At 65.3% G+C, this 19,685-nt stretch carries 18 protein-coding genes and 1 tRNA gene; 10 read left to right on the forward strand and 9 right to left on the reverse strand.

Translation table 11 applies throughout. The features are described from left to right. Window positions 1–171 precede the first annotated feature (171 nt). The 3 genes from ACQY4V_RS03620 to ACQY4V_RS03630 all read right to left on the reverse strand — a co-directional run bounded on the left by ACQY4V_RS03620 (window position 172) and on the right by ACQY4V_RS03630 (window position 4,306). On the reverse strand, window positions 172–3,000 hold the full coding sequence (locus ACQY4V_RS03620; RefSeq protein WP_428515551.1) for a Hint domain-containing protein: 2,829 nt from the start codon (window positions 2,998–3,000) through the stop codon (window positions 172–174). 191 nt (window positions 3,001–3,191) lie between these two features. After that, complete coding sequence (locus ACQY4V_RS03625; protein ID WP_428517147.1) at window positions 3,192–3,545, reverse strand: MmcQ/YjbR family DNA-binding protein; 354 nt, start codon at window positions 3,543–3,545, stop codon at window positions 3,192–3,194. 5 nt (window positions 3,546–3,550) lie between these two features. After that, entirely contained in the window at window positions 3,551–4,306 is a 756-nt protein-coding gene (locus ACQY4V_RS03630) for an SDR family NAD(P)-dependent oxidoreductase (RefSeq protein ID WP_428515552.1), read from the reverse strand. Window positions 4,307–4,440: 134 nt separating this feature from the next. Between ACQY4V_RS03630 and ACQY4V_RS03635 the strand changes: the two genes are divergently transcribed. The 7 genes from ACQY4V_RS03635 to ACQY4V_RS03665 all read left to right on the forward strand — a co-directional run bounded on the left by ACQY4V_RS03635 (window position 4,441) and on the right by ACQY4V_RS03665 (window position 13,108). After that, a complete protein-coding gene (locus tag ACQY4V_RS03635) occupies window positions 4,441–4,890 on the forward strand; it encodes a methyltransferase family protein (protein WP_428517149.1) in 450 nt (149 codons plus the stop codon). Window positions 4,891–5,023: 133 nt separating this feature from the next. Next, window positions 5,024–6,598 carry a Re/Si-specific NAD(P)(+) transhydrogenase subunit alpha gene (locus ACQY4V_RS03640; protein WP_428515553.1) on the forward strand — a complete coding sequence of 525 codons (1,575 nt, stop codon included), beginning with the start codon at window positions 5,024–5,026 and terminating at the stop codon, window positions 6,596–6,598. Window positions 6,599–6,612: 14 nt separating this feature from the next. Continuing rightward, window positions 6,613–8,097 carry an NAD(P)(+) transhydrogenase (Re/Si-specific) subunit beta gene (locus ACQY4V_RS03645; RefSeq protein WP_428515554.1) on the forward strand — a complete coding sequence of 495 codons (1,485 nt, stop codon included), beginning with the start codon at window positions 6,613–6,615 and terminating at the stop codon, window positions 8,095–8,097. A 574-nt stretch (window positions 8,098–8,671) separates the two neighbouring features. Continuing rightward, entirely contained in the window at window positions 8,672–9,952 is a 1,281-nt protein-coding gene (locus ACQY4V_RS03650) for a DUF3422 family protein (protein WP_428515555.1), read from the forward strand. Between the two features lie 176 nt (window positions 9,953–10,128). Continuing rightward, entirely contained in the window at window positions 10,129–11,382 is a 1,254-nt protein-coding gene (locus tag ACQY4V_RS03655) for an MFS transporter (RefSeq protein WP_428515556.1), read from the forward strand. A 129-nt stretch (window positions 11,383–11,511) separates the two neighbouring features. Next, entirely contained in the window at window positions 11,512–11,919 is a 408-nt protein-coding gene (locus ACQY4V_RS03660; protein ID WP_428515557.1) for a hypothetical protein, read from the forward strand. Next, window positions 11,912–13,108 (forward strand): HlyD family secretion protein, encoded by a 1,197-nt coding sequence (locus tag ACQY4V_RS03665; protein ID WP_428515558.1) that lies wholly within the window; start codon window positions 11,912–11,914, stop codon window positions 13,106–13,108. The genes ACQY4V_RS03660 and ACQY4V_RS03665 overlap by 8 nt, the downstream gene beginning before the upstream one ends. A 140-nt stretch (window positions 13,109–13,248) precedes the next feature. Here the strand turns inward: ACQY4V_RS03665 and nusB are convergent, their stop codons facing one another. The 3 genes from nusB to ribB are packed head-to-tail and all read right to left on the reverse strand — an operon-like array spanning window position 13,249 to window position 15,417. Then, window positions 13,249–13,722: a transcription antitermination factor NusB gene (gene nusB / locus ACQY4V_RS03670; protein WP_152491800.1), complete on the reverse strand. Its 474-nt coding sequence runs from the start codon at window positions 13,720–13,722 to the stop codon at window positions 13,249–13,251. Continuing rightward, window positions 13,719–14,261 carry a 6,7-dimethyl-8-ribityllumazine synthase gene (locus ACQY4V_RS03675; RefSeq protein ID WP_428515559.1) on the reverse strand — a complete coding sequence of 181 codons (543 nt, stop codon included), beginning with the start codon at window positions 14,259–14,261 and terminating at the stop codon, window positions 13,719–13,721. The genes nusB and ACQY4V_RS03675 overlap by 4 nt, the downstream gene beginning before the upstream one ends. A 4-nt stretch (window positions 14,262–14,265) precedes the next feature. After that, window positions 14,266–15,417, reverse strand: coding sequence for a 3,4-dihydroxy-2-butanone-4-phosphate synthase (gene ribB, locus ACQY4V_RS03680; RefSeq protein WP_428515560.1), 1,152 nt, complete (start codon window positions 15,415–15,417; stop codon window positions 14,266–14,268). A gap of 219 nt (window positions 15,418–15,636) precedes the next feature. Between ribB and ACQY4V_RS03685 the strand changes: the two genes are divergently transcribed. Beyond that, window positions 15,637–15,972: a hypothetical protein gene (locus tag ACQY4V_RS03685; protein WP_428515561.1), complete on the forward strand. Its 336-nt coding sequence runs from the start codon at window positions 15,637–15,639 to the stop codon at window positions 15,970–15,972. A 378-nt stretch (window positions 15,973–16,350) separates the two neighbouring features. Here ACQY4V_RS03685 and ACQY4V_RS03690 read toward each other — a convergent pair whose 3' ends face one another. Together ACQY4V_RS03690 and ACQY4V_RS03695 are read right to left on the reverse strand one after the other, a co-directional pair. Further along, window positions 16,351–17,145 carry a hypothetical protein gene (locus tag ACQY4V_RS03690; RefSeq protein ID WP_428515562.1) on the reverse strand — a complete coding sequence of 265 codons (795 nt, stop codon included), beginning with the start codon at window positions 17,143–17,145 and terminating at the stop codon, window positions 16,351–16,353. Then, entirely contained in the window at window positions 17,142–18,437 is a 1,296-nt protein-coding gene (locus tag ACQY4V_RS03695; RefSeq protein ID WP_428515563.1) for a hypothetical protein, read from the reverse strand. Before ACQY4V_RS03695 ends, ACQY4V_RS03690 begins: the two co-directional genes overlap by 4 nt. A gap of 158 nt (window positions 18,438–18,595) precedes the next feature. Between ACQY4V_RS03695 and ACQY4V_RS03700 the strand changes: the two genes are divergently transcribed. After that, window positions 18,596–19,045 (forward strand): MmcB family DNA repair protein, encoded by a 450-nt coding sequence (locus ACQY4V_RS03700; protein WP_428515564.1) that lies wholly within the window; start codon window positions 18,596–18,598, stop codon window positions 19,043–19,045. 81 nt (window positions 19,046–19,126) lie between these two features. Here the strand turns inward: ACQY4V_RS03700 and ACQY4V_RS03705 are convergent, their stop codons facing one another. Further along, window positions 19,127–19,312: a DUF6324 family protein gene (locus tag ACQY4V_RS03705; protein WP_428515565.1), complete on the reverse strand. Its 186-nt coding sequence runs from the start codon at window positions 19,310–19,312 to the stop codon at window positions 19,127–19,129. Window positions 19,313–19,439: 127 nt separating this feature from the next. Here ACQY4V_RS03705 and ACQY4V_RS03710 point away from each other — a divergent pair. Next, window positions 19,440–19,516 (forward strand) — tRNA-His (locus tag ACQY4V_RS03710). The last annotated feature ends 169 nt before the right edge of the window (window positions 19,517–19,685 follow it).

Genomic DNA, 19,685 nt, shown 5'->3' on the forward strand with positions numbered 1-19,685 from the left:
CAGGTGGGGGCTGTGAGGGGCCCTGTTTCTCATTCTGTCTGCTCGATCTGCCTGGTTAACCGCCAGCCCTTTGGGGCCGGTCATTTGAAGCTCAGGCTAGGGTCCGCCGGTGACGGGATTCAGCAGTAAATGAGGCCAAAAAATGGAAATTGCCTGCAATGCGACCTAGTTTCACGCGGCCATTGCGAGGCGCTGCCTGCCTTCCACCAGAAGACGTGCCTCGTGGGGTTTGAGGCAAAGGCGGGCGGTGTCGCCATAGGCCGTGAGATCGCCGCGCAGGTGCGGAAAGACGCGGAACATATCCTCGCGCGAGGCGTCCGAGAGCGCGCCCACGCCCACGTCTGCGGCGTGAAAGCTCTCGGTCGCCGCGCCTTCGGCATACACGATTTCGTGCCGGTCGAGCATCATGTGGAAATAGGTCACCAGCCGGCGTTCGGCGATGCGCACGTCGTGCTCGAGGCCGACAAGGTGCTTGGCGGCCACGAGAACCTCGCTTTCGCCAAAGAGAAGCTGGGCGCGGTAGCCCGAGAACATCAGCCGGTGCTGCGGCGAGACCAGGAGCGGGCGGCGCGCGCCGTCCATGACCGTCGAATTGACGGCGATGGGGGCGAACTTGCCCCGGCCTTCGACCGTGCGATGGCCCATCCAGCGAATCGGCTGGGAGCCGCTGTCGCGGGTGATGACCAGATCGCCCGGGCGCAGCGTTTCGATGGCGCGTTCGCCCTGCGGCGTCAGGATGCGGGTGCCGGGGGTGAAGCAGATGATGTTCTCGATTTCCGAGAAGCTTACCGTGGTGCCGTCGGGCAGGGTAAAATTGCCCGAGAGCCCGCCCGCATCGTCATCCGTGTTGGTGAAGGTGATGTCGTTGCGGCTGACATCGGGCGTCAGGCGCAGCGTGTCGCCGTTGGTCTCGCCGCCTTCGCCGCCGACGATGGTGATGGTGCTGGAGCCGGCCTCGCCCAGGTCGCCCAGCACGAAGAGGTCGTCGCCGTCGCCGCCAAAGGCGCGGTCGCCCTCGGCCAGGTACATCTCGTCATCGCCGAGGCCGCCGTGGAGCGTGTCGGCCCCGGTGCCGCCGACCAGCGTGTCGTTTCCCGCCCCGCCGAAGATGGCGTCGTTGCCGGCACCGCCGCTGAGGCTGTCATCGCCGCCGGACGCGACTGGCGGGCCTATGACGTGGCTGCTGTCCGCGAGGTCCGACGTGACGCCGCCGGGCGTCGTGACCTGCCCCGAGATGACTTCGGCTCCGGCGTTTTCCCAATGCCGGACCTCGATGGTGTAGATGCGCCCGGCTTCCAGCTCAACGGTACCCGACCGGGTGGTCGCGCCCTGGTGGAAGTCGTTGTTCATGAAATCGGCCGTGCCGCCGCCCTGGTTGGTGAAGGTCAGGGGGTTGCCGTTTTCATCCAGCAGCCGGATGGTCGAGCCGTCGTCCGAGGTTGTCGAGAACGTGTAGGTTCCGTTTTGGGACGCCAGGAACTGCGAGGTGTAGATCACACCGAAATCATTGGCGTCGCCGGTCGTGCCACGGGCGTCGTGCACGAGCGTCGCCGAATTGAAGCCATCCGACTGCCCCGAGCCGACAAGCGTTCCCGACTCGATGTTGAAGGCCTGACCGTTGGCGGCCCCGAAATCGTAGTTGTAGACCTGATAGTCCCATTGCCCCGTGGCCGGCGCGTCGTCGCCGTAGATGACGTCGTTGCCGTCGCCGCCGGTGACGGTGTCGGAGCCGCCCTCGGCATAGATCGTGTCGTTGCCGGTGCCGCCGTCGATGCTGTCGTCGCCGGGGGCCCCGTCGCCGAGCTTGTAGTCGGCGTCGAGCCGGTTGGCGCCGATGGTGGCGCTGTCGTTGCTGAGCGTGCCGAGCGTGATCGACTGGATCGGCTGGCTGGTCAGGATCGCGTTGTCGGCGTTGTTCGTCAGCTCGGGCAGCATGAAGGTTTCGCCCGTGGTGGTCTGGATGACCACGGCAGTGAAGGGCTCCGAGGTGCCGTCGGTGAAGGTGACGGTGGCGTTGTAGACGAGGCCGGAATCGATCTGGTAGGTGACGCCGTCGATGACGATGCTCTCGGGCGTCTGGCCGTTGTCGTCGGATTGCAGCGTGCCGTCGCTGTTGCTGTCGAAGGTCTGGGCCGACAGGAGCTGCTGGTAGAGCGGGTCGTCGCTGCTGCCGTAGGTGCCGCTCAGGTTGCCCGCGTTCTCGCTGGCGGTGTTGGTCTCTGTCGGGTCGACATCCGCGTCGCTGCCCAGGCGGAACACGCTGAAGGTGTTGCCCACGATGTTGGTGCCGCCCGAGCTGCTGGTTTCGCGCGGATCGCTGTCGCCGTAGAGGATGTCGTTGCCCGAGCCGCCAAGGATCGTGTCGTCGCCCGAGCCGCCGTAGACGGTGTCGTTGGCGAGCCCCGCCACGACGCTGTCATTGCCCGCGCCGGCATGTATGAGGTCGGCATTGAGCCCCGCGCCGGTGCCGTCGCTGCCATCGGCCACGTCGCCCTGCGGGTCGCCGCTATAGCTGCCGTCGATGGTGTCGTCGCCATCGGTGCCGTCGACGATCTGGTCGGTGTAGTCAAGGGCGCTGAAGGCGATGTCGCCCGCGGCGGCGTTGGGGTTGCTGTCGTAGGCCTGCACCTGGTAGCTGCGGCCGGCCACTAGCGGCACCTCGGACAGGGTGTAGTTGCCGGTGGCGGCGCCGTCCTCGACCTCGAACTGGATGACCTGGAAGGTCTGGCCCGTGACGGTGTCGCGCAGGGTCCAGACAAGTTCGGCGTCGACGTCCGATGCGACCGAGGTGTTGCCGCCCACGGTGACATTCGCCGTTGCGGATTCGCCACCCGCGTTGTCGTCGTCGAGGGTGAATTCCTGGATGCCCGTCTCGTTGTCGGTGATGACGGCGGTGCCCGTGGCGGTGCCGGGACCGCTCCAGGTGAAGGTGCTGCCCGTGCCGGTCGGGATGTTGCCGGCCGGGTTGTAATTGTAGAACTTGACCTCATAGGTGGCCATGGTCTTCCTGCCTTCCTTTATCCGTCCGCGGTCTTGTGCCGCGTGACCCGGGCGCATTCATCTGCTGCTCTTGCGCCGGTTGTTTCCAACGCGGATACAGAGGCTCCGTGGCCGGAAGGCGGGAGATTTTTGGCGATTTTGAGATAAATTGGGTCTTTTTGCGGGCGGGACCGTCGGGCGTCAGACGAGCGTCAGAGGCCCAACTCGGCCCGCTTCTTCTTGGTCAGGCCGGTCACGACCAAGTCGTAGGAGGCCCTGAGATGGTCCCGGAGGCTGTCGTCGGAGAGGCCCGGGTCGGCGTGCACCTGGAGCCATTTCATGCCGCGGGAGGCGAGATAGGGGGCCGGGCGGATGCCGGGCTGGTCCCGGAGCACGTCAAAGGCGATGTCGGAGGCCTTGAAAGTGTAGGCGTCGCGCCCCTCGTTCCAGCCGGCGATGGCAAAGACCTTGCCGCCGACCTTCCAGACATCCGCGTTGCCCCATTGCACCACGTGGCTGGTGGCGGGCAGCGCCGCGCAGAAGGTCATGAACGCGTCGCGGGGCAGCATTGTCAGACTTGGCCGCCGGCGATTTCGATGGTCTGGCCGTTGACGCTTTCGGACCCCGGACCGCAGAGCCACGCGACGGCGGCGGCGACCTCCTCGGGGGCGATCAGGCGCTTGTGACGGTTGGCGTCGACCATCATGGAACGGGCGGTGTCGGCGTCGACCCCGGCGCGGGCGCTGATGGCATCGACATTGCGGGTGATGATGTCGGTGTCGACATAGCCGGGGCAGACCGCGTTGAAGGTGAAGGGGCTGCCCATGTAATCCTCGGAAAGTGCGCGGATGAGGCCGATCAGCCCGTGCTTGGAGGCGGAGTAGGCGGCGGCGCCCTTGAGGCCCCTGAGCCCCGCGATGGAGGAGATCGCCACCACGCGCCCCCAGTCGGTGGTTTTCATGGAGGCCATCGCGCTGCGGATGGTCCAGAACGCACCGTCGAGGTTGGTGGCCATGGTGCGGTGCCAGAAATCGGTGTCGGTCTTGGACAGGCTGCGGCCCTCGGCAATGCCGGCATTGGGTACGCAGACCTGGATGGGACCGCGTGCGGCGACGGAGGCGGCGATGCCTTCGACCACGCTGGCCTCGTCGCGCACGTCCATCGGCTGCGGGTGCAGGCCGTGGGCGCTGGCGGCCTTTTCCAGAACCTCGGGGCGGCGGCCGGTGATGGTGACGTCGGCGCCGCTGTCTTTCAGCGCCCGGGCGATGGCCAGGCCGATGCCGGTGCCGCCGCCGGTGACCAGTGCGTGTTTTCCCGTCAGTGTCATGCGTATGACTGTGCCGCAGGGCGGACGGCTTGCCAAGGGCGCGATTTCTGCGGCAGAAATCGGGATGGAAAATGCGTATTTTCCATTCCAAAATTTGCACGAATTTTGGACCCGCCCAGAAGGAGACCGGCGTGCTGAAATGGATCGACATACCGCCTGTGTGGCTGGCGGGGGCGGCGGCCCTGGCGTGGGTTCAGGCGGCGCAGTACCCGGCGGGGCTGAGCTTTGGCGGCGCCTGGGCGGATTTCGCGGGCGGGTTGCTGGTGGGCGGTGGGTTGGTGCTGATGGCACTGGCGCTGATGGAGCTTCGGCGCCACAAGACCACGCCGATCCCGCATCTTGAGGCTGAACGGCTGGTCACGTCGGGCATCTACAAGCGCAGCCGCAATCCGATCTACCTGGGCGACGCGTTGATCCTGGCCGGGCTGATCCTGCGCTGGGACGCGGTGCTGAGCCTGCCGCTGGTGCCGGTTTTCGTCTGGGTGATCGAGCGGCGCTTCATTGTGCCCGAGGAGGACCGACTGCGACGAAAGTTTCGAATGAATTTCGCGCAATACTGTCATAAGACCCGACGTTGGGTTTGACACCCTGCGACAATCGCTACATTCCAAGTGGAACAATTTTGTGTGATAAGCCGTGCCCGACCTTTAGGGTGCAAAAAGCGACAGGGCCGATGGGCCGCCACAAGTGACCGTAAGAAAACGGGGGGAGTGAAAGTTGAAGATCGGAACACCAAAAGAGGTGATGGAAGGCGAAGCGCGGGTGGCGATGACGCCGGACTCGGCGCTGCAACTTCAGAAGCTGGGCCATGATTGTGCCATCGAGGCCGGAGCGGGCGAGGCCGCCGGTTTTTCGGATGCCGATTACAAGGAGGCCGGTGTCGAGATCATCAAGTCGGCCGCGGCGCTGTGGAAGGCCAGCGACATCGTCGTCAAGGTGCGCGTGCCCACCGACACCGAGGTCAAGCGCTTGACCAAGGGCCAGACCCTTATTTCCTTCTTCAATCCCGGTGGCAACGAAGAGCAGATGAAGATCGCCGCCGACAAGGGCGCGACCGTCATCGCGATGGAATCGGTGCCGCGGATCAGCCGCGCGCAGAAGATGGACGCGTTGTCGTCCATGGCCAATATCGCCGGCTATCGCGCGGTGATCGAGGCGGGCAGCAATTTCGGGCGCTTCTTCACCGGGCAGGTCACGGCCGCGGGCAAGGTGCCGCCGGCCAAGGTGCTGGTGGTTGGCGCCGGCGTTGCGGGGCTTGCCGCGATCGGCACCTCGACCAGCCTGGGCGCGATCACATACGCCTTCGACGTGCGGCCTGAAGTGGCCGAGCAGATCGAATCGATGGGGGCCGAGTTCGTGTTCCTCGATTTCGAGGAAGAGCAGAAGGACGGGTCGTCGACCGGCGGCTATGCCGCGCCTTCGAGCCCCGAGTTCCAGGAAAAGCAGCTCGAGAAGTTCCGCGAGTTGGCGCCGGACATCGACATCGTCATCACCACGGCCCTGATCCCGAACCGGCCCGCGCCGGTGCTGTGGACCAAGGACATGGTCGAGATGATGAAGCCGGGGTCGGTGATCGTGGACCTGGCCGCCGAGCGCGGCGGTAACTGCGAGTTGACCGAGAAGGACAAGAAGATCGTCACCGACAACAAGGTGACCATCGTGGGCTATACCGACTTTCCCAGCCGGATGGCGACACAATCCTCGACGCTTTATGCCACCAATATCCGTCACATGATGACCGACCTTACGCCCGAGAAGGACGGCAAGGTCGATCACAACATGGAAGATGACGTAATCCGGGGCGCGACGGTCACCCACAAGGGCGAGATCACCTATCCGCCGCCACCGCCCAAGGTGTCGGCCATCGCCGCGGCCCCGAAGAAGGAAAAGCCCAAGGAACTGACGCCGGAAGAGAAGAAGGCGCAGGAAAAGGCGGCCTTCAAGAAGCAGACCATGAACCAGGTGGGCCTGCTGGGCATCGGCGCGTTCCTGGTGCTGCTGGTCGGCACTGTGGCGCCGGCGAGCTTCATGCAGCATTTCATCGTCTTCGTGCTGTCGGTCTTTATCGGGTTCCAGGTGATCTGGGGCGTGGCGCACAGCCTGCACACGCCGCTGATGGCGGTGACCAACGCGATATCGTCGATCATCATCCTGGGGGCTTTGACGCAGATCGGCTCGACCTCCTACCTCATCACGCTGCTGGCCGGGATCGGCATCTTCATGGCGGCGATCAACATTTTCGGCGGCTTCCTGGTGACACGGCGCATGCTCGCCATGTTCCAGAAATCGTAAGGGGGTAAGGGACAATGGATTTCGGATTTACCATTGCGGCCTATGCGGTCGCGGCAGTTCTCTTCATCCTCAGCCTGGGCGGTCTGTCGGGGCAGGAAAGTGCCAAGCGTGCGGTCTGGTATGGCATCGTCGGCATGGGTATCGCCGTTCTGGCGACGCTGATCGGCCCCGGTGCGGGGCTGTGGCTGGTGTCGCTGATCATGATCGCGGGTGGTGCTGTGGTGGGCTATCAGCTGGCCACCAAGGTGCAGATGACGCAGATGCCCGAGCTGGTGGCGATCATGCACAGCCTCGTGGGTCTGGCGGCGGTCTTCGTCGGCTTCAACGCCGATATCGAGCTGGGGCGCATCGCGGCCGAGTTCGCCGAGGCCGGTTTCCCCTATCCGCGGCCCGAAGAGGTGACGGCGGAAGGCGCGGCCTTTGCCAAGCAGTTCAGCGGGTTCGCGGGCATCCTGGCCAAGAAGACGGCGGTGGAAGTGTCGATCCTGAAGGTCGAGCTGGTGCTGGGCATCTGGATCGGTGCGGTGACCTTCACCGGGTCGGTGATTGCCTATGGCAAGCTGGCGGGCAAGGTCGATTCAGCCGCCAAGAAGCTGCCGGGCGGGCATATCCTGAACGCCGCGGCGGCGGCGCTGTCGCTGGTGCTGGCGATCATGTACCTGAGCGGGTCGGGCAGCTGGACGCTGGTCGTTCTGACGCTGCTGGCGCTCTTTATCGGGTATCACCTGATCATGGGGATCGGCGGCGCGGACATGCCCGTGGTGGTCTCGATGCTGAACAGCTATTCCGGCTGGGCGGCGGCGGCCATCGGCTTCAGCCTTGGCAATGACCTCTTGATCGTGGTGGGCGCGCTGGTGGGCTCGTCCGGTGCGATCCTGAGCTACATCATGTGCAAGGCGATGAACCGATCCTTTGTCAGCGTGATCCTGGGCGGCTTCGGCGGCTCCAGCGGTCCGGCGGCGGAAGTCGAGGGCGAACAGGTGCCGATCGACGCCGACGGCGTGGCCAATGCGCTGAACGAGGCCGACAGCGTGATCATCGTGCCGGGTTACGGCATGGCGGTGGCGCAGGCGCAGCAGGCGGTCAGCGAGCTGACCAACAAGCTGCGGGCGCAGGGCAAGTCCGTGCGGTTCGCCATCCACCCTGTCGCGGGGCGTCTGCCGGGGCACATGAACGTGCTTCTGGCCGAGGCCAAGGTGCCGTATGACATCGTGCTGGAAATGGAGGAGATCAACGACGATTTCCCCGATACCGACGTGGTGATCGTGATCGGCTCGAACGACATCGTGAACCCGGCCGCACAGGACGATCCCAACAGCCCCATCGCCGGGATGCCGGTGCTGGAGGTCTGGAAGGCCAAGAACGTGTTCGTCTCGAAGCGCGGGCAGGGCACGGGGTATTCCGGCATCGAGAACCCGCTGTTCTTCAAGGACAATACGCGGATGTTCTATGGCGACGCCAAGGACAGCGTGACGGCGCTGTTGTCGAAGATTGGGTAAGGCCCGGTCTTATGGAATTGGAAAGGGCCCGCCGGTTGGCGGGCCTTTTTCGTTGGGGCCGAGGCGGAGGTCCCGGATCAGGTTTGGGACGAGTGCACGGGTGTCGGTTGGGGTTGCAATACGTATATACAATGCATATAAGTTTAATATGCGCTCGTCGTGGATGCGGCAGGAGGCGCAGGACATATCTGAAAGGAAAATACGATGGCGAAGAAAGCCAAGATCAAATCGCTGAAACAGGAAGTGGCGGACCGCAAGAAGAAGGTCGCCAAGCAGGAGGCCAAGCTGAAGAAGGCCAAGAAGGCGCTGAAGAAAGCCGCCTGAGCGTCCGTCGGGCAGGATTGGAAAGGGGCGTCGGGCGTGGGTCCGGCGCCCTTTTTCCTTGTGGCGGGCGCGTGGGTTTTCACCCACCCTACCAAGCGGCGGATGGAGAACGTGCGTTCAGGGCCGAAACCGGCTAAATTTGCGCCAGTATACAGTTGCATTCCGCTAAGTTATTGAAAGTGCGCTTCAATCTATTTTCATCGCCGGGCCATGTCGCTAGTGTGCCGGGAAACGCCAGAACGCGAGAGCCATGCCGCCCATTGAAGATCATCCGCTGCGATACGAGCTGTCGAACGAGCTGCACGCGCGGCCTTTTCCGAACCTGTGCGCGCCGGCGACGGGCGTGTTCCTGGCGATCAAGCGGGTCGAGGGGGCGGCGGCGCGGGACCGGGGCGATGACCTGGCGCATCTGACCGCGTTGCTGGACCGCTATGGCGCGGCGCATCCCAAGCCGGGTGCCTCGCATTATTCAGGCGATATCGGCAAGCACCATCTGAAGTGGGAGCGGCATACCGAGTTCGTCACCTATACCGCGTTTCGTGACGGGGTCAGCGACCGGCCTTTCGATCCGGCGGAGTTCGAGGTCTTTCCGGGCGACTGGCTGAGCGAGGCGCCGGGGCACCGGATGACCTCGGCCATGGTGCGGATCGAGACGCGCAAGGACGAGGAGGAGGTCCGCCAGAACATCCACGACTGGTTCGTGGCCGACAGCGTGGCCGTGGCGCGGGTGCTTGACGACAGCGCCATCATCGCGGGCGATTTCCGTATCGACCCGGCGGGGCATCTGCGGTTCATGGTCAATGCCTCGGCCGATATCGGCACGCGGCGAATGGGGCGCGTGGTGCAGCGCCTGTTCGAGATCGAGACCTACAAGACCATGTCGATGCTGGGCTTTGCCAAGGTGGGCGAGATGCGGCCCGACATGGGCGCGCTGGAAGAGCGGCTGACGCATCTGATCAGCAACATGCCGGGCGGGTCGGTGGCCGCGGAGGACACGCTGGACGACCTGCTGGAAATCTCGGCCAAGCTGGAGGGGATGGTGGCGCGGTCGTCCTATCGCTTCGGCGCGACGTCGGCCTATGAGCAGATCGTCAAGCAGCGGATCACGGTGCTGCGCGAGGAGCGGTTCAACGGGCGGCAGACCTTCGGCGAGTTCATGATGCGGCGCTACGATCCGGCGATGCGCACCGTCCTGTCGACGAAAGAACGGCTGGACGCGATGTCGGACCGGGCGATGCGGGCGGGCGAGCTCTTGCGGACGCGGGTGGATGTGGAGCGCAGCGCCCAGAACCAGGACCTGCTGGAGAGCATGAACCGGCGTGCGGACTTGCAGCTGCGGCTGCAACGCACGGTCGAAGGGCTGTCGGTGGTGGCGATCAGTTACTACGCGGTGTCGCTGGCGGGGTATCTTCTCTACCCGCTGACCGAGCCGACGGGGCTGTCGAAGGAGATGCTGACGGCGATCGTGGCGCTGCCGGTGGTGGCGGCGGTGTGGTGGATGATCAAGCGGTTGCGCGAGAAGCTGGATTAGGGGCGCGTCGGTTTTCACCCACCAAAGGTGGGTTGTCACCCACCACAGGTGGGCTTCACCCACCCTACGGTGTCGCGCCCGGACATAGGAGCGGCGTCGGTGGGACGACGGCGGTGGGGGGACGCTGGCAGGAGTGACGGCAGGGGCGAGAGGCCGCCGAATCGAAAGGACATCGCATGTTTCAGGCTTTTGCGGGGATCTGGGCGCTGCTGATCGGGATCGTGCTGATCATGCTGGGCAACGGGATGCATTTCACGCTGATCGGTCTGCGCGGGGATATCGAGGGGTTTTCCTCGGCCGAGCTGGCGGTGGTGACATCGGGCTATTTCGTGGGCTTTCTGCTGGGCGCGCGCTATGCGCCGCGGCTGATCCGGCGGGTCGGGCACGTGCGGGTCTTTGCCGCCCTGGGCAGCTTCATGTCGGCGGGGCTGATCGCCTTTCCGCTGCTGGCCGAGCCCTGGGCCTGGACATTGCTGCGCATCCTGATCGGGTTTGCCATGTCGGGCATTTACGTGACCGCGGAAAGCTGGCTGAACAACGCGGCGACGAACGAGACGCGGGGCAAGGTTCTGTCGGCTTACATGATCGCGCAGACGTTGGGTATCATCGGGGCGCAGGGGCTGTTGAACCTGGGCGAAACGGCAGGCGCGTCGCTGTTCATTGGGGCGTCGATCCTGGTGTCGGTGTCGTTCGCGCCGATCCTTCTGTCGGTGACGCCGGTGCCGGCGGCGGAGGTGATCCGCGCGATGCCGTTGCGGGAGCTGTTCACCGGCTCGCCGCTGGGCACGGTGGGGATCTTCCTGCTGGGCAGTCTTTACGCCACGCAATCGGGCATGGGCGCGGTCTATGGCGCGCAGATCGGGATGGGCAAAGGTGAGATCGCGCTGTTCATCGCGATGCTGTTCGGGGGCGCACTGGTGCTGCAATATCCCATCGGGTGGCTGTCGGACCGGATCGACCGGCGCAGGGTCATCTTCGGTGCGGCGGCGCTGGGGGCTGCGTTCTGCCTGCTGGGTTGGGCCATGGGCGGGACGTTCTGGCCGCTGATGGCGGCGGCGTTCCTGACGGGCGGCGTGACGACGCCGCTTTATTCGCTGCTGCTGGCCTATACCAACGACTATTTGCCGGTCGAGGACATGGCGGCGGCGTCGGGCGGGCTGGTGCTGACCTTCGGGATCGGGGCCATCCTGGGCCCGCTGGCGGCGGGCTGGGTGATGGACGTGTCGGGGCCGTCCGCGTTCTGGCTGGTGCTGGCGGCGGCGTTCGCCGCGATTGCGGCCTATGCCGCCTACCGGATGACGAAACGGGCCGCGACGCCGGTGGACGAGACCGAGAGCTACCTGGGCGTGCTGCCGGCCTCGTCGGCCTTCGTGGTCGAGGCGGCGGGCGCGTGGTCGGCCGAGCAGGGCGAAGACGACACCGACGCCTGACGCGTCGGGGCCGATCCTCTTTTGTGCTTTACAGCTTGCGCATACTCGCCTTAGTGCGAGGAATTGGTTCTCGTACCCGTCTTTCTTTCCAGTACCTGTATATTCAGAATTCGCACCGGGGACATTGAAATGGCTGCAAATTCAGAGTCGGCGCACGCGGACCCGTCGTGGTTCGTGGGGCCTGGGGACACCGATTACCTGGCATGGTTCGTGGTGGTCCTGCTGTGCCTGGCAATCTACGGGATCGTCGTGCTTTATGCCGCGTTTGACAGGTGGGCCGAGCATCGGTCGCAAGGCACGCCGCTGGCGAAGACCATTCCGACGATGCTGACCATCGCGCTGCTGTACGAGATCTTTCCGCTGGACCATTTCAACATCCTGCTGCCGCTGAGCGCCATCCTGATCGCGCTGATGGCGGATTGGTCGCGGTTCAACCTGGGGCATGTCGAGGTGGTGCCCGAGGGCACGGGCGAGACAGCGCACGAATCGGCACACGCGCAGAGGCCGGCGCAGTCCGGGGGGACGGCGCATGATTGAGCTTCTTCTGACGTCGTTTCCGGTGATCATCCGGTATTTCCAGCTGAAGCGGCGGGGCGAGGCGCTGAGCGTGTGGAACATGAAGACGGCGGTGGTGATGTGGGCCGTCATGGCCTTTGCGCTGTTCCTGGTGATCTTCTACTTCCATCCCAAGAGCTATTCCGGGCTGGTGCCGTTCCGCACCGTTTCGGTCGTGGCCCAGACCAGCGGGCCGGTGACGGAGGTGAACGTGGTGAACGGGCAGCGGGTCGCGGCGGGCGATGTGCTGTTCCGGATCGAGGACGCGTCGCAGAAGGCCGCCGTGGCCGAGGCCGAGGCGCAGTTCGATCAGATCGCGGCGGCGGAAACCAAGGCGCAGGATGCCCTGAGGGTGGCGGAATCGCAGGTCAAGGAGATCGAGGCCAACCTGACCAAGCTGACGGTCGACCTGGAGAACGCGCAGACGTTGGTGGACCGCAACGTAGGCCGCGCGGACGACGTGAGGACCGCACAGGCCGCGCTGGACGCGGCGCAGGCCGGGCTGGCCGCGGCGCAGGCGCAGGTGGATGCGGCGACCTCGGACCTGGAAGAGGGCATCCCGGCGCAGCGGCGCGCGGCGGAGACCAAGCTGGAAAGCGCCAAGGTGGCGCTGGAGCGCACCGTGGTGCGCAGCTTTGCCGCCGGTACGGTCACGCAGCTGGCGATGAGCGAGGGCAGCCCGGCCTCGACCCTGATCCTGAGTCCGGCGATGGTGATCATCCCGGAACGGAGCGCGGACACGCCGGTGCGGATCGTGGCCGGGTTCTCGCAGGTGGCGATGGCCAACCTGCACGAGGGGATGCCGGCCGAGATCGCCTGTGACGCCAATGCCAACCTGTCGTTCCGCAACGCGGTCCTGCCGGCGCGGGTCGTGGCGATCCAGCCGGCCATCGCGACCGGGCAGGTGACGCCGGGAGCGAAGCTGCTGGATCCCAATAGCGTGCGGCAGCGCGGGTCGGTTCTGGTCTACATGGAGCTGGTACATCCCGAGCACCAGGAGATCGTCCTGGATGGGGCGGGTTGCATCGTTCAAACCTACCGCACCGACCTGCCGGGTATGGGCGGGCACCTGGTGGCCGCGACCGGAGTGGTGAAGGCCGCGGGGCTGCGGCTGAAGGTCTGGGGGTCGATCATCTCGGGCGTGGGGCTGGCCGGGGGCGGCGGGCACTGAAGCCACCCCGAAAAACCCGGATCGCGGCTTGCCCGCGAAAGACCGCGCAGCACAAAAGAGTTGTATGCGTTTCGCCTTTGGCTGATGCCTCTGGTGAAAGGCGAAACGATCTAGGGTCCGGCCAACCGGACCCCCGTCTTTCAGAACGCCTCGGGTTTCGCTTCGCGCGCCATGTGGTCGAGGACGGCATTGACGAAGCTGCCTTCCTTGCCCTCGGGATAGAAGCTCTTGGCGACATCGACGAATTCGCTGATCACGACCTTGACCGGCGCTTCGCCTTCGAGGAACTCGGCCCCGGCGGCGCGAAACACGGCCCGCAAGGTGGGGTCGATGCGGGCGATGGGCCACTTGGCCACCAGCGCACGGTCGGTCATCTGGTCGATCTTCGACTGCCAGTTGACGGCCTGTTCGACCAGCTTGCGGAAGAGGTCGATATCGCCGTCGGCCATGTCGATGCCCTCTTCGACTTCCTGCCCGAAGCGGAAATCGAGGAATTCGCGGATGATGGTCTCGTAGGACTGGCTGGAATGTTCCATCTGAAAGAGCGCCTGCACGGCGTAGAGCCGCGCGGCGGAGCGCATCTTGCGTTTCTGGTTGCCGGAGAGTTCGGTCATGCGGTGGGGGTGTCCTTGGGCGTGCCTGCAAGCCTGTATTCTTCGGCGTCGGGCATGAAGCCGACGCCCTTGCGGGTGCCCCATTTGCGGGTGAGGGCGATAAGGTGCAGGGCGGCGGCGGCGGCGCCGGCGCCCTTGTTCATCTGCTTGGGGTCGGCGCGTTCGACGGCCTGATCGCGGTTTTCAACCGTCAGGATGCCGTTGCCGATGCACAGGCCCTGCAGGCCCAGAAGCGTGATACCGCGGCTGGAATCGTTGCAGACGGTCTCGTAATGCGTGGTGGCACCGCGGATGACGCAGCCCAGAGCGACGTAGCCGTCGAAATTCGACAGGCGCTCGGCGATGCCGATGGAGGTGGGGATTTCCAGCGCGCCGGGCACCTCGATGAGATCGCAGGTGGCGCCGGAGGCTTCGATCTCGGCCTTTGCGCCCTCGATCATCATGTCGGCGATGTCGCGGTAGAAGGGGGCCACGACGATCAGCAGCTTCACCGGCTTGTCGAACGTGGCGCGGGGCAGGGTGTATTCGGTTCCGGCCATGGCGTTATCCTTCGCTGAGCGGGTGGGTGCCGACGATGGAGATCCCGTAGGCATCGAGCCCGAGATAGCGGGTCTTGGGGCTGTCGGTGACGAGGATCAGTTCGTGCACGCCCATGGTGGACATGATCTGGGCGCCGAGGCCCGTCTGCTTGATCGTGCGGGGCGTGTCGTCCTCTTCCATTTCCGAGGCGAGCGAAGGGCGCGGCTGGCGGAACAGGAAGACCGCGCCGCGGCCTTCGCGGGCGATGATGTTCATGGCGCGGGGCAGCTTGCCGGTGGGGCCTTCGGATTTGGCGTCAAGGCCGATGCCGAGCACATCCTCGAGCGCGTTGAGCGCGTGGGTGCGGGCCAGGACGGGCTTGCCGTCGGTGATGTCGCCCTTGGACAGCACCACGTGTTCGGTATCGGTGATCTGGTCGGCGAAGATGCGCATCTCCCACTCGCCGCCATGGGACGAGGTGACGGTCTCGCGCCGGACCTCGCGCACGAGGTTGTCGTGCTTGTGGCGATAGGCGATGAGGTCGGAGATGGTGCCGATTTTCATGCCGTGGGCCTGCGCGAATTCCACGAGGTCGGGCAGGCGGGCCATGGTGCCGTCGTCCTTCATGATCTCGCAGATCACGCCCGAGGGGTTGAGGCCGGCGAGGCGCGAGATGTCCACGGCGGCCTCGGTGTGGCCGGCACGCACCAGCACGCCGCCGTTGCGGGCGCGCAGGGGAAAGACGTGGCCCGGCGTGGCGATATGGGCCTGTGTGTTCTGTTCGTTGATCGCGGTCGCGATGGTCAGCGCGCGGTCTGCGGCGGAGATGCCGGTGCTGACACCCTCGCGGGCCTCGATGCTGACGGTGAAGGCGGTCTCGTGCCGCGACGAGTTGTTGACGGCCATCATCGGCAGGCCGAGGCGGTCGATGCGTTCCGACGTCATGGGCAGGCAGATGAGGCCCTTGCCGTGGGTGGCCATGAAGTTGATCACCTCGGGCGTGGCGAATTCGGCGGGGATCACCAGGTCGCCCTCGTTCTCGCGGTCCTCGTGGTCGACGAGAATGAAGATGCGGCCGGCGCGCGCCTCGGCGATGATCTCTTCGGTGGAGGAGATCGCGGAGCGCAGCTCGGCCTCGACGGGCCCGGGTTTTTCGAAGGCTTGGGTTTCGGACATCTGGCGCCTCTGGGGTTACAGGCCCGCCAGATAGCGCAGGGGTTTGCGGAAGGCCAGAGGGGATGTCGGGTTAAGGCCCCCGGTTGACGGGTTCGGAGGTGTCCGTCGAACGACATGTCGCGGCGGAACGGCACCGATCAGCCGGTGGCGCGGGTGCTTTTCCTTGAGGAGCGGGCATGTTGTGCTACACTTGTGTGCAACGCGCAAAGGAGTCGTCCAATGCCCAAGCTCATCCGCATGTATATCGTGAACGTCGCCATCGGCTTTGGCCTTGCGGCGGTTTTCGTGGGGATGCTCTTGTGGTTCGATATCGCCAACCTGTGGCACCTGGTCAGCCATTCCGACAAGGGCTGGCTGGCGGTTCTGCTGCTGTGGGTGTCGAACGGGATCGTTTTTGCGGGCGTGCAGTTCGGCATCGCGGTGATGCGGATGAAGGACGATGACGACGACGATGGCCCCGGTGGCGGATTGCGTCAGCACGTGATGCGGCGGGACCATGCGACGATCCCGGTGCGGGTGGATCAGGGCGAGCGTCCGTTCTGGAGCAAGCGGTAGGCTTTTTCCGATTGGAGTTTCCGCCAGTTATTCGGCGTGGTTACGCGTGGGTTTTCACCCACCCTACGCATTCGTCCGACGTCATCCTCGGGCTTGACCCGGGGATCTCTGGCGTTGGGCGGTCCGGGAGTAAGGGATGATTTCAAGCCACGGCGCGGCGCGATGCGCGGATAGGTGTGACGGGCCCGCACGCAACCGTTTGGTTCTCTCATTCCCGAGGACCTGTATATACAGGTGGGCGCCGGGTAACCGGACCAGGGCCCGGACAGAGCCAGCTCCCTCGGAATTGCTTAAGGCCACCGGAATGCAACCGTTCACGAGAAGGGCAGCACCCGTCACTCCATTGAGGTAAGGCGTCGGAGGCGGTGCGGCAAGGGGCTATTCCGCGGCATCCGAAATAAATCCGTAGTCCCGCAATTGCTCGGGCAGGAGTACGTAGATCTCGTCGGGGGGCGTGGCCAGCGCATGGGTCATGACCATCGGGTCGATGCCCATCTCGTCGAGATAGCTCATGACCTCGCCCTGGCCCGCCTGGATGTCCTCGACCGCGAAGGAGGCGGGGAGGATCGTGCTTTCGCCGAAATAGTGCTGGTGGACGCCGACCTGGGCGGCGTCGTCGATCTCGCGCGTGGCGCCGCCCACCAGCATGTAGGGGCAGGCGGAGAAGCAGTATTCGCCCGACAGCATTCGCGTCGTGAGGCCGGTGTCGCGGAAATGGCGGCCCAGGGCCAGTGCCTCGGTCACGGTGCCGCCGGGGGATTGCAGAATGAGGGTCTCGGGGGCGGGTTTGCTTTCGTCAAGCCGCTTGATGATGCGGGCGGCGTCGCCCTCGGCAATGCCGCCTTCGAGCCGGTAGGTGGTGCCGTCTTCCTGCGTCAGAACCAGGCGCTCGGGCAACTCGCCCGGGTCGCGGGCAGGGCGCGTGGCGGGGCGGTCGCGGTCGGGGCGAAAGAGGCGGCGCTGGTCACCGGGGCGCACGGGTTCGGTTAGCCGGGGGGCGTCGGGGGCCATGCCCGGCAGGCGAAAGCCTGAGGCGCTGACATCGCCCAACACCAGCAGCGCGCCGATGCCGATCTGAAAGATCAGCGCGCCGGTGAGGATGCGGGCCACCGGCGGGCCGTGTCTGGATTTCGGCTTTTCGGTCGGGCCGTTCCCGGTGTCGTCGTCGCTCATGGCGTGGTTCCGGTGATGCGCTTGACCTTGTTGCGGTCCTCGCGCGTGTCATCCTCGCCGGGTTTGCGCGGTGCGGGCGTGTCCTCGATCTCATGCGCCACGGCGATGGCGGCGCGCAGTTCGGCGACGGTCATGGTGTCCTCGATATCGGTGCCGTCGCGCATCGAACGGATCATGCCGTGGGTGATCGACAGGATCAGCACGAGGACGGCGGGAAGCAGGTCGATGGCGATGGCGCCCGCCCAGGAGGGCACGAAGTTGCGGGCATAGAGAATGACCGCGTCGGCCGACGAGATGGGCGTGTAGGTGACCTCTGGTGCGGGTTCCAGCGCGGCGACCTCCTGTGCGGCGCGTTCCAGCGTGGCGGCGCGCTGGCCCAAGACCTCGAGCACCGAGGTGATGGTGGCGGCCTGGTCGCCGCGGCCGGCTTCGGTGCGGCTGTCGAGTTCGGGCAGCACAACGGAGGCCGAAAGGTCCTGCGCGGCGCGCTCCACGAGGGGCGCGACGGTTAGCTGGCGCATCTGGGTGATGAGGCCCTGCAGGCGCACGGCGGCCTCGGAAAATTCGACCGAGCGGGCCTCGACCGGGCCGGGTTCGACGGTGAGGGAGCGCATCCGGCTGAGGATGGTGTTGCCTTCGGCGAAGGCGGTGTCGACGAGCGGGGTCTGTTCGGCGATCTGCTGTTCGAGGGCGGCCAGTTCGGCGGACTTCTGGCGCAGCACGCGGAAGACCGCGCCGCGGCCGGCGAGGCCCGAGAGATTGCCGGTGGCCTCCTGCTCGCTGAGATCCTCGAAGGATTGGCGCACGCGGGCGACGTCGCGGCCAAGCGCCTGTCCGGAGAGGGCGATCTCGTGCGCGCGTTCGAGGCTTTGCTGGTAGTCCTGCACGGTCTCAGCCAGGTGCTGTTCGACCGCCGCGGACCCGGCCAGCGCCGCGGCGTTGAGCCAGCTGGACATGGCGATGATGGCGACCGAGCCAAGGCCCATAGCGCCCAGCAGGCCGACGCGGGCGCGGGCGGTGGTGACGGCGGGAAAGAGGCGCAGAAGGTAGGACCAGAAGACGAAGATGCCCACCGAGACGGCGACGGAATAGGCCAGCGCGGCGAAGGTGGACATCGCGCCGGTGTCGTCCAGCAGGGACGACACACCGAGATAGGTGTAGATGCCCGACGCCACGGCCAGCACGCCGAGGGCGGTGCCCGAGAACGTCTCCAGCCAGTCGATATGGCCTTCGAGGTCGCGCGCATAGCGGGCGCCGCGGGTGCGGGCGGAGTCTGTTACGGGATCGGGCATGGCGGACCTTTCTAGGGCGAAAAGAAGGGGCGCGACCGTGCCAGACCCCGGGACATCAGTATGAAATGGTTAATAAATAGCGCAAGACAAGGCTGTGTGATGTGCATTTCCTGTGCAGGGGGTTGCCAATGTTCACGTATTGTTCATAAATTGACTCCATGCAGGACGTCGCCACGGATATCCCCACGTTACAGCCCGGCCAGCTTTTGGCGCGGGGTGTCTGCCGGCATTTGCTGGGCTATGATTTTGCCACGGTCGAAGAATTCTCGCCGGAACGGGGCAAGCGCGTGGACGTGATGGCGCTGGGTCCGAAGGGCGAGATCTGGGTTGTGGAATGCAAGTCGAGCCGGGCGGATTTCACCTCGGATTTCAAGTGGGATGGCTACCTGGAATGGTGCGACCGGTATTTCTGGGCGGTGGACGAGGCGTTCCCGACGGACCTGTTGCCGGACGGCACGGGGTTGATCATCGCGGATGCCTATGACGCGCAGATCATCCGCATGGCGCCGGAACACAAGCTGCCGGGCGCGCGGCGCACGGCGCTGACACGTCGGTTTGCGCGGCAGGCGGCGCTGCGGTTGCAGGGCGCGCGCGATCCGGGGCTGTAGGGCGGCGTTTTCTGCGCAGAAAACGGGATAGAAAATGCGTATTTTCTATTCCAAAATTTGCGGAAATTTAGGGGCGGGCGGCTAGCGTTTCGCCTCGGCGGCCTTGGCGGCGGCGAGGATCTCCTCGGCGATCTCGCGGGCCTCGTCGGGCTCGAAATCCATGGGAATCTCGGTGGTGCCTGCCATGATGAACAGGCGCACCATGCCCTGGTCGGTGGGACCGATCTGCAGATTCGCCTCGATGTCGCGTTCGTCGTTGATGCCCATGGCGACCTCCTGGATAATTGGAATGGCCTACCGCCTTGGCCGCGTGAAGGCAAGCGGGTTGGAATGGGCGGGGAAGTGTCAAAGAGGCTTGCAATCGCGGGCCGGGAAAGTTAAATCCGTGCCGCGTGCCGCCTTAGCTCAGTTGGTTAGAGCGCCTGATTGTGGATCAGGAGGTCCCCCGTTCGAGCCGGGGAGGTGGTACCATCCTCCCTTCATTGAAACGCCGTTTTCTTGTTCCGCGCGGAATCAAGGCCGAAGGCCGCCGCGCGACCGCCAGACCGCCCCCCGGGCTGGCGATTGGTTAACGTTCGCGCTTCGATCGAAGGTCTTGCGGATGTGGCAGGGATAAAGTGCGTTGAAGGCCCTTCAACTC

Origin of the sequence: Roseovarius sp., assembly GCF_965277045.1 — a bacterium.
Taxonomy (GTDB): Bacteria; Pseudomonadota; Alphaproteobacteria; order Rhodobacterales; family Rhodobacteraceae; genus Roseovarius.